This is a genomic window from Actinomycetes bacterium, from assembly GCA_036000965.1.
Taxonomy (GTDB): Bacteria; Actinomycetota; CALGFH01; order CALGFH01; family CALGFH01; genus DASYUT01.
In genome coordinates this window covers 1-9,296 of the sequence record DASYUT010000147.1, presented here as the reverse complement: position 1 = coordinate 9,296, position 9,296 = coordinate 1, and the positions used below count along the sequence as shown (strand labels likewise).

The window sequence follows — 9,296 nt, the reverse complement described above, 5'->3', positions numbered from 1 at the left end:
GACGAGGACATGGAGAAGGACGCCGATGGAGACCGTGAAGGGACACGAGGGGAAGTATCAGCAGGGTGATGCCGCGAGGTTCACCGGGCGGGTGTGGCTGAGCCCGGGGCTGTCAGCGCCAGACGGCACCGGCATGGCCGTGGTGCACTTCTCGGCCGGCGCCCGGACCCACTGGCACGCGCATCCCGGCGGGCAGCTGCTGTACGGGGTGAGTGGTCGGGGATGGGTGCGCTCGCGGGGCGGTCCGGGCCGTGTGCTCGTGCCGGGGGACATCGTCTCCATCCCGCCGGGTGAGTGGCACTACCACGGCGGCGGGCCGGAGAGCCCGATGGCACACGTCTCGGTGAACATCGGCGGCCCGCCGGAGTGGGGCGATCCGGTGACAGACCAGGAGTACGCCGAGGGCTTCTGGGAACCGCAGGACCTCCGACGAGGCTAGCAGATGAGGGCCTTGGCCAGCTGCCACCACTGCTCGAGCGGCAGCCGTGACACCAGCGCGACGACGCTTCGTCTACCTGCTATATGGAGGAGGTCCTATGCCGCGGATCGACCTGTTCTTGTCCTCCGCGGCCATCTGCTTCTCGCGGACGCGGCGATCCATACCGTCAAGTTATTCCTTCGCAGTTCCCAATTTAGGGCTTACGCCCGACGGCGCAGAATTGAGCCACCTCAAGCTCGGCTTTCGGGTCGCCAGGGTCGGGCCGCCACTGCGAACACGAGACCACGCCGGGCTCCAGCAGCTCCAGGCGGTCGAAGAACACCATGCCGGTATGGATGGCCGGCGTCGGCCACGGCCTCCCTCCCCACACCAGCGCCGCCCGGCCCGTCCATACCGTGACACTGCCGGATCCTCCCAGAGGCGACCGCGGCAACCTCATCCATCGGTCACCGCGCGGATCCCAGGCGGCGCCGTCACCGGGCTGGTAGCCCGTGCGGGAACCGCCACTTTGCGCGGAGTTGCCATTCCAGACCAGCAGCGCCGCGCCGGTCCACAGCCCGGCCGGCAGCACGGCGGTGTCCAGCGGTCCATGCGCCATCGGCCGCCAGCGGTTGCGCGGGCTTCGTGTCGCCGACCACCAGCCAGGGTTGACACTCAGTCGATCATCGCTATAGTGATTCTCACTATGTTAGGAACCGATAGATCGGAGCTTGATCGATGGAGGTGGACCGGTTCCTCCCCCTGCCCACCGCCAGCCTCCACATCCTGCTGGCCCTGGCCGAGGGCGACAAGCACGGCTACGCCCTAATGGGCGACATCGAGCGCCTGTCAGACGGCCGCGTGCGTGTCGGCCCCGCCACCCTCTACGGCACCATCAAGCGCCTGCTCGCCGACGGGCTCATCCAGGAAACAGCCCAGCGACCCGACCCCGCCCTGGACGACCAGCGCCGCCGCTACTACCAGCTCACCACCCTGGGCCGCCAGGCCTGCGCCGCCGAGGTCCAGCGCCTCCAAGCGCTGCTGGACCGCGCCAACCTCAAGCGGCTATCGCCCCGCCTGGAGCCCGGCTGATGGCCGCCGCGCCACACCGGCGCCACCAGGCCCTGTACACCGCGCTGCTTGGCCTGTACCCCAGCGGCTTCCGGCGCACCCACGGCCCCGACATCGTCCAGGTCTTCGGCGACCAGCTCCGCGACCTGGGCGCCCGTGCCACCTGGTCCCGGACGCTGCTCGACCTGGCCGTCACCGTCCCCCGCTACCGCCTGGAGGCCCTCATGCACCCTGGTCCCGACCGTCCCGGCGCCCTCGTCCTGGTCGCCGGGCTGCTGGTCGCCGCGCTGGCCGCCCTGTACATCATCGGCCCACTCGCCGCCATCCCACTCGCCGCCGTCACCCTCGCCGTCGCCCTGGCGCAGCGCTCCGCGCTCGCCCGCGCGCTGGATTCCCCAACCGAGCACCCCGCCGCCAGGCGCGCCGCGCTCACCTGGCTGGTCGCCGCCGTCTTGCTGGCCGGCCTGGGCTGGCTGGTGACCCTCCTGCCCGGCCCAGCCGACCTCCGCTGGGGAATCGCCACGCTGTGCTGGCTGGCCGCGATCGTCTCGCTTGTCGTGGCGGCCATCCGGGTCCTGGTCCCCGCGCTGCGGCGTCGTGCCGCCTGACCCAGCGACTGCCCGGTTTCGCGATACCGGTCCGCACGCCGCTTGACACCCCTGGGACACTCCCCCAACGACACCGAGCAGAGGCCGGCTACCACGCTTGGCTGCGTCGAGCCAGTATGGCGAGGGGCACATGGACGCGATCTCGATGTGGAGCCGCTTGTCGGCACTGCTGGGCGCGGTCTTGTTCGCGGCGGGTGGAGCCACGATGGGCTCGATGAACGCCGGCTGGTTCGGTCTGGAGCGGGACGCGAACTCGCTGTTCCCGATCCTGGGTGTCGGCGCCGGCCTGGTCGTGGTCGGACTTGCTCGGAGCAGGCTGGCTCGCGTACTGCACCAGGCAGGGTGGCTCGGGCGCGCTGCGCGATACCTGCTGGCTGTTGCCCCAGTGCTGCTGATCCTCAACACAGTGGTGGAGTTCGCAATCTTCGGAACCCTGGCCCTGGCGTTCGGGCTGATCAGTCTTGCGGTGGTCGTGCTTCGTCGGCGGTTGCTTCATCCCAGTGACCGCCTGCTCATTGCGCTGTCGGCCATCGGCAGCATCACCTGGAACACCGAGACGCTCTCAGCCTTCCTGCTCGTTGGCGTGGGGCTTGTGTGGGCGATCCTCTCGGTACGGCTCCTGAAAGCCCCCGCTGGCGTGCAACCGAGTTCCTGAGCGGGCCGGTCACCACCTCGCACGTGGCTTGATCGGCGAGCCCGGACACGGTGGGAACCTTCCCCGGCGACGGTGGCGCGGAACTGCCCAGCATGCCCGTGAGCCGCGCGATGATCTCGCAGAACCGGTCCACCACGCGGTCGCGTGATCGTTCCAGCAGGCCGGTGGCAGTCCCAGCTTTCGCACTTTCGCGTGACGGTGTCCTACCAGTACTTCGTCAAGTTGCGCATACTCGTGCAAGCCCGTCAGCTTGCTGGCCCGCCCTGCGCCACCTTCTGCTCCGGGATGGGGGCCAGCGCCAGGGCCAACAGCGCCACCAAGGGGAGCCCAAGCGTGAGTGTGCTTGGGACCACCAAGGCCGCCACCATCAGGACCCAGCCGAGGACGCGCAGGCCAAGTGCCCGGCCTCCTCGCCAGGCGAGCAGTCCGGCGGCGTACAGGATGCTTCCCAGGATCACTGCGCCGCCGATCGTCCAGCCCAGCACGTGCGCGTGGTCGCCAAGCTGCAGGCCCAGCACGGCGATCCCGCTGGCGCCCACCGCGGTGTCCAGCATGCCGGTGGCCAGCCGCACCCGCTGCTGGCCCGGCTCGCTCAGCCGGAGGACCCACGGCTCACCTCGGCGGCCGAGCGCCCAGGCGATCACCCCGGCCAGGAAGGCGTACGCAAACAGCAGCACCGTCCGCTCCTTCCACTGGGTGGCGCAACCCTGGTGCCCGTGCAGGCGGGGCAGCTGTAGGGGTAGGTCGTCCACGGTTCTGTCCACCGAGCCCTCGGTTTCTGCCCACCGAGCCCCCAGGCCACCCTGGTACCAGCCGCGCCCTCCACGTCGTCATCGCACGTCGTCATCGCACGTCGTCATGGTAGGTCCGCACCGTGCCGCCGGACAGGAGGTCGCGTTGTGGCCGGTGGCGTCGCTCCTTGACGCTCGCGGTCTTGGCCTGCTCGTTTGGCCTGCCCGTGAAGTGGCCGGGCGGGGAGGTGCGAGCGGTGACCGGCTTGCCAGCCTGAGCGGCTCCGACGAACCACCTCAGGGCCGCCGTGAGCATGGGCTAGCGGCGTCGCAGCGATGCGGTGGCGCTCAGGAGGGTCGGAACGCGGCCCCGTCGGCCAGAAGCTGCGTCCCGGCGCAGCAGCCGCCCCAGACGAGCAGTTCCTGGCCGGTCCAGACCGCGACGTGGCGGTCTCGCCCGCGGATGGGCGCGCTGGGCAGCGGCGTCCAGGCGCCCGTGGCCGGGTCGAGCGCGGCCCCGTCGGCCAGGAACCGGCCGCCGATGCCGTTGGCGACGCCGCCCCAGACGAGCAGCTCGCGGCCGGTCCAGACCATGGTGTGGTTGGAGCGGGGCGCGAGCGGCCCGTCGGGAAGCGTCCGCCACCGGTCCCTGGCCGGGTCGTAGGCGGCAGCGTAGGCGCCGCCGGCACCCGCCCGCGAGGCGCCGCCTCAGACGACCAGCTCCCGGCCGGTCCACACTGCCTGCGGCCGGTCCCGGGCTGCCAGGGGGGACGTGGCGATCCGCCGCCACCGGTCCCTGGCTGGGTCGTAGGCGGCGCCGTCGCTCAGTTCGTCGCCCTGGCTGCTGTCGTCGCACTGGGGGGTCCGGTTGTCGCACCCGCCCCAGATGATGACCTCCCGGCCGGTCCATACGACCGCCGGCCGGTTGCGGTCCGCCTGAGGCAGCGGGAACGCGGCCGTGAGGCGCCGCCAGGCGTCCCGCTGCGGGTCGTAGGCGGCGCCCTGCCCGGTGTCGAGCCACACCAGCAGCTCCCGCCCGGTCCAGGCGGCAGCCATCACGGCGCCCGGGTCGAGCAGGCCGGCCGCGATCGGCGTCCAGGCGTCGGTCGCGGGATCGTAGGCGCCGCCGGCCCGGTCCAGCGGAACGTCGCGGGTCCCGCCCCAGACGAGCAGCCGCTGGCCCGTCCACGCCACCGCCGCCCCGGCCCGCCAGTCCAGGGGCCCGCGCCGGATCCCCCGCCAGCGGTCCCGGCCCGGGTCGTAGAACGCCCCGTTCACCTTGGACTGGCCGGAGTCGGCGCCGGCGAACACCAGGGCCCTGGTGCCGGTCCAGACCATCTGGTCGACCCACAGCCCGCTCGGTCCGTGCTTCAGGCGCCGCCAGCTCCCGGGCCGCTGGCCGGGCGCAGCGGTGGCCGGCGGCCGCGTGGGCGCGACGACCTGGCTGGGCCGCTCGGGCGCGTTGGCGCGCACCCACAGCGACGCCGAGGCCAGGGCCACGGTCAGCAACAGCGCGACCGCCACCGCCGACACCGGGCGGCGCCGCCGGGCCCGGGCCAGGCGGCGCTCGTCCGGGACGGCACGCTCCACGCTGCGGCGCAACGCCCCGGCCGCGCCCACGGCACCGGCCGACAGCCGCCGCACCCGACCCTCGCGCATGCGTCCTCCGCTGTTCACGGTCTCGCCTGTCTATCGCCCGGCGACCCATCTCCGGTTTACCCATCCAGGCCGAGCGCGAGACCAAGCCGCGTCTGACGCATCATCCTTCCAGCCAGATCGCCAGTGCCACGATGACGACGGCGGCGCGGTCGTTGACCGCGCGCTTCTCGAACCGGGTCGCAATCCCACGCCACTGCTCGAGCCGGTTGGCGCAGCGCTCCCCACGTTGCGCTGCCGGTAGCGTTCCCGATTGAGGGTGCCCGCTGTTGTCCCCCGATATCCGACAACCCACGGCCCAATGACGGCCTAGGAACAGGCCAGTCCTGCTCGCATCTCGGGAGTTGTCCGCCATCCTGACCGGTCGTGCGAGGCGGGCTCTCCGTTTCAGCCGCGTCCCGAAGCTCCCGCAGCCGTACTGAGGCGGTCTCAGGACCGAGCGTCGAGCGCGTACCGGTCGACCATCTGGCGGTCTCCCATCCCGTAGGCCGGGCGACACACTACGCAGTCCGGACTCGCTTCTACCGACTGCCGGATGAGGCGGCTCTCCATGGTGTCGTACCGAGTGAAGGGGACCACCGGACGAAGGCCAGTCACGAAGGCTAGGAACTCCATCATCCCAAGCGATGCGACCACACCGTTCAGCGGCATCAGCGCGGGCTCCACGCGGCGATCCCGCGCGTAGCCCCGCTCGACGCGGATGCTCCGGAGCGCCTCGCTCTCCAGATCCTCGGCTACCTCGTCGAAGTCGATCTCATCCGCGCAGGCGAGACATGGACCACCAGGCAGGTAGAACGACACCCGTCCTCCGATGCTTCTGGCCGGTCCCTCGCCTTCAATGCCGACGCCAATGTCGAGGTAGGGAACCAGGTGTGCGGCGGCCAGCTCGCTCATGACGAGGCGTGCTCCGTCGTTGTCCACGCAGCCGACGATCACGTCGACGTCGCTGAGCGCGGCAAGGCCCGCCCGCCGCCGAAGGGACCCCGGGCAGCTCACGGCCGCGGTGGGCGACAGCCTGCGAATCGTGCGGCGGGCCACGGCAGCCTTACGACGGCGAAGCAGCGGGTCCCATCGGGTCGTGCCCGCCAGGCGCGCAAGATTGCTCGCCTCCACGACGTCGTCCTCAACCAGGACGTACCTGCGGACGCCGAGGTGGGCGAGTTGCTGCACCACGTGGCCGCCTGTTCCTCCCAGCCCGACGACGCCGACCTGGAGTGCCCGGATCCGGGCCTGTCCATCCGGCCCCAGCGACCGGATCTGCCGATCGAATCGCCGGTCGACCCGGGAGATCGGGTCGACGCCCGGGTGATCTATCCACCGCGGCAGCGCGGTTCTCTGCCCCACCGCTCGGATGGTGAGTGGCTCGACCCCCGCATCCGTCCAGACCCGTCCGGCGTACCCGTGTTCGGACAGCACGAGCGCACCGAACGGCCTCCCCGGCAGCTTCAGTCGCACGTACCGGGCGAACAGTGGGAGCTGCTCCTGATCGAATTGGGAGAAGCCGACGGCCGGACCGGAGCCAGGATGGGTGTGCACCTCAACGAGCGCGTGGCCGCCTCGCTTCAGGGTGGCGAGCTCTGCTGTTTGGGCTTCCTCGGTGACCGACAGCTCGCCGGACGCGGCCCCCAGCTCCTTCTCACCGAACACACGGTAGGAGCGCAGCAGCAGCCCGGACCCGCCGGACTCGGCCGCGATGAATGCTGCCCCTTCGTCCGGTGCCCGGGCGAGGAGCCGCCGGTGGAGCGCGGCGAGATCCGTGGCAGCGGCCCGGAGTTCCATCAGTTGCACCGGCGGGCGAGGAACGACTCGATGGACGCGAGGTAGCCGATCAGGTTGTCCCCGCGGTGGGAGTCGGCGGCCGGCCGCCAGGCCGACGCACCGGACTCGTCGATCAGGTGGAATGACACCAGAAGCCAGCCGGGCATGCCCACGCCTGTGGCGTCGCTGGCGGGGAGGCCCGATCCGTCCGCGAACGATAGCCCCGAGGGCACCAGGAACCCATCCGGAGAGGTCGCTCTGTACCCGGGCGGGATGAGGACGGCGACAGAGGTGCCGGGCCGGTCATACATGCCCGCCTCCAGGTCCATGTCGACTTCTACCCGCTCTGGGCTCGGCATGTGGCGAACGCCCGGGTATAGGCTGGCGATCTCGGACCATTCCTCGGCCACTCGGGGGTGCATGGTCAGCCGCGCCGGAAACGCACGGACACGAAGAAGTTGTCCCCTTCACGAGGGCGGATCTTCTTGCCAGGGGGGATGGGCGTCTCCGTCCCGTCGGCCTCCTCACGGACCAGCTTGTCCTTGGGGGTCAGTCCCGCGATGCTTCGAAGCTCCGATCCCCGGTACTCCCGATCCTCAAGGCTGTGCGGGCTGCCCTCGATAGTGACCGAGATGGTCGTGGTGGTCATGCTCATACCACTCACCTCTGAACGTCCGTTTGCTACATCATCGCCTTCCATCTGTCGAGAGTGTATCATAGCGAGGTGCTCACGTTGACGGATGATCGGCTTTCGCTCGGCCCCCGCCTGGCTGCAGCGCGGGAACGCGCCGGGTTCAGCCAGGACGACGTTGCCGTCCTCCTGGATCAGCCTCGACCGGTGGTGTCCAACTGGGAGCACGGGACGCGGACGCCCAACTCGGCCCAGCTGGCCAAGCTTGCGGCTATCTACCGGGTCCCCCTGGATGAGCTCATCGGCAGAGCCCAGGAGCGCCCGAGGCCCGACTTCGAGCGGCTGCTGTTCCGTGATGCAGGTGACCGCCTGGACCCCTCGGCCAAGTTCCAGATCCAGCGGTACCTCTCGTTCCTCGACGCCTACGGGGACCTCTTGGACGCGATGGGTGCTGCTTCGGGCATGACGGAGTCACCGCTCTCCCTCCGAGAAGGCTTCCTCTCCAAGGACGACATCCGCAGGAAGGCCGAGGAGGCGCGACGGTTCTTCCGCCTGGGCGAGGGTCCGGTCGGGGACCTCTGGACCCTGGCGGACCTGTCTGGCGTCACGGTCTACCAAGCACCGTTGGGGACAGACCTGCGGGGGACCGTGTCTGGCGTCTTCCTGCCTCACGACCGGGTGGGGTTTTCCATCGTGGCGAACTCGCAGACGACCCCGGGGCGACGGCAGTTCACCCTGGCCCACGAGCTCGCTCACGCCCTGTTCCACGGTGACCACATCTACGTCGGGTACCTCGGACGCCGGCAGTTGGCGGAGCGGTTCGCCAACGAGTTCGCAGCGGAGTTCCTGGTCCCCATCCAGAGCCTCCGGAGTGTCGTGGAGACCTTGGGATTGGCGAAGGTCCAGGACGCGGAGGTCGTGATCTCCCTCCAGCGGCTGTTCCGGGTCTCCTACGCGATGATGCTGGTGCGGTTGCAGGCGGCGAACCTGACCTCGGCCGTCGACGTCGCACGGCTGCGGGAGCTCCAGCCCGTCCATCTGGCGCAGCGGCTCGGCTATCCGATCGAACCTGACGAGTGGGGACAGGACCCGGATCGGTGGGGACTCGGTCGATTCCCACCACGGTTTCTCCGGCTGCTCCGCCGTGCCCTGGCCGACGAGAAGCTCACGGTCGGCGGAGCGGCTTCCATGACCGGACTTGCTCAGGAGGACATCGAGGAGTTCCTCGCTGAGCGCCCCACGTCACCAGAGGAACAAGAGGAGTTCCAATATCTCCGTGAGTCAGCATGACCCCCTCGTCTGCAACACCACGCCGGTCAGGTACTTCGCACTCGTCGACCAGTTCGACCTCCTGGTGCGGGTCCTCGGCGGCGAGGTGTGCGTTCCCCGGCAGGTGATGGATCCCGACGAGGATCCGGATGGGATCGAGAGCCTCGTCAGCGAGATCGCCCAGAGCGAGCGGTACTGGACCAAGCGGTCAGTAGATCCCGAAGCGATGCAGAACTGGGAGCGCCTCCGCAAGCTGCGGTCCAGAGACGACATCCGTGTCGTCGACCTGGAAGTCGATGAGCTTGGGGCATTCTCCGAGATGGTCGGCCCCTCGTATGCCAAGAGCATCGGGCTGGCGGGAGCCCTAGGGCCTGGCGAGGCGGCGGTCATCGCCATCGCTGAGAGCAGGAGTTGGACAGCGGCCATGGACGACGCCCTGGCCAGGGACGTGCTGCTGCGACGCAGCCCGGGGACGGGCGTCCTCACCACCCGGGGGTTG

General features: G+C 70.1%; 11 protein-coding genes and 2 pseudogenes. 6 read left to right on the top strand and 7 right to left on the bottom strand.

Annotation, left to right across the window (positions count from 1 at the left end; genetic code table 11):
* A partial coding sequence (locus tag VG276_12675; protein HEV8650231.1) for a cupin domain-containing protein occupies positions 1-439 on the top strand: 439 nt, incomplete at its 5' end.
* 193 nt (positions 440-632) lie between these two features.
* Here VG276_12675 and VG276_12670 read toward each other — a convergent pair.
* Positions 633-758, bottom strand: a pseudogene (locus tag VG276_12670) (SAM-dependent methyltransferase).
* Between the two features lie 398 nt (positions 759-1,156).
* Here VG276_12670 and VG276_12665 point away from each other — a divergent pair.
* The 3 genes from VG276_12665 to VG276_12655 all read left to right on the top strand — a co-directional run bounded on the left by VG276_12665 (position 1,157) and on the right by VG276_12655 (position 2,752).
* The gene (locus tag VG276_12665) at positions 1,157-1,510 is read left to right on the top strand and encodes a PadR family transcriptional regulator (protein ID HEV8650230.1); all 354 of its coding nucleotides are present in this window, start codon (positions 1,157-1,159) and stop codon (positions 1,508-1,510) included.
* Positions 1,510-2,097 carry a hypothetical protein gene (locus VG276_12660; protein HEV8650229.1) on the top strand — a complete coding sequence of 196 codons (588 nt, stop codon included), beginning with the start codon at positions 1,510-1,512 and terminating at the stop codon, positions 2,095-2,097. The genes VG276_12665 and VG276_12660 overlap by 1 nt, the downstream gene beginning before the upstream one ends.
* A gap of 130 nt (positions 2,098-2,227) precedes the next feature.
* A complete protein-coding gene (locus VG276_12655; GenBank protein ID HEV8650228.1) occupies positions 2,228-2,752 on the top strand; it encodes a hypothetical protein in 525 nt (174 codons plus the stop codon).
* 245 nt (positions 2,753-2,997) lie between these two features.
* On the opposite strand, the gene VG276_12650 is transcribed toward VG276_12655, so the two are convergent.
* The 6 genes and pseudogenes from VG276_12650 to VG276_12625 form a co-directional block, all read right to left on the bottom strand.
* On the bottom strand, positions 2,998-3,504 hold the full coding sequence (locus VG276_12650; protein HEV8650227.1) for a hypothetical protein: 507 nt from the start codon (positions 3,502-3,504) through the stop codon (positions 2,998-3,000).
* 327 nt (positions 3,505-3,831) lie between these two features.
* A pseudogene (locus VG276_12645) lies at positions 3,832-4,083 on the bottom strand (galactose oxidase).
* Positions 4,084-4,191: 108 nt separating this feature from the next.
* Positions 4,192-5,142 (bottom strand): hypothetical protein, encoded by a 951-nt coding sequence (locus VG276_12640; GenBank protein HEV8650226.1) that lies wholly within the window; start codon positions 5,140-5,142, stop codon positions 4,192-4,194.
* Between the two features lie 426 nt (positions 5,143-5,568).
* Positions 5,569-6,918, bottom strand: a complete 1,350-nt coding sequence (locus VG276_12635) for a ThiF family adenylyltransferase (GenBank protein HEV8650225.1) — start codon at positions 6,916-6,918, stop codon at positions 5,569-5,571.
* Entirely contained in the window at positions 6,918-7,226 is a 309-nt protein-coding gene (locus VG276_12630) for a hypothetical protein (GenBank protein ID HEV8650224.1), read from the bottom strand. Before VG276_12630 ends, VG276_12635 begins: the two co-directional genes overlap by 1 nt.
* Positions 7,227-7,321: 95 nt before the next feature.
* Positions 7,322-7,552, bottom strand: a complete 231-nt coding sequence (locus VG276_12625; GenBank protein ID HEV8650223.1) for a hypothetical protein — start codon at positions 7,550-7,552, stop codon at positions 7,322-7,324.
* Between the two features lie 78 nt (positions 7,553-7,630).
* Between VG276_12625 and VG276_12620 the strand changes: the two genes are divergently transcribed.
* The gene (locus VG276_12620) at positions 7,631-8,818 is read left to right on the top strand and encodes an XRE family transcriptional regulator (protein HEV8650222.1); all 1,188 of its coding nucleotides are present in this window, start codon (positions 7,631-7,633) and stop codon (positions 8,816-8,818) included.
* Positions 8,805-9,296, top strand: a 492-nt coding sequence (locus tag VG276_12615) for a hypothetical protein (protein HEV8650221.1), incomplete at its 3' end; no start/stop codon positions are given. The genes VG276_12620 and VG276_12615, both read left to right, overlap by 14 nt.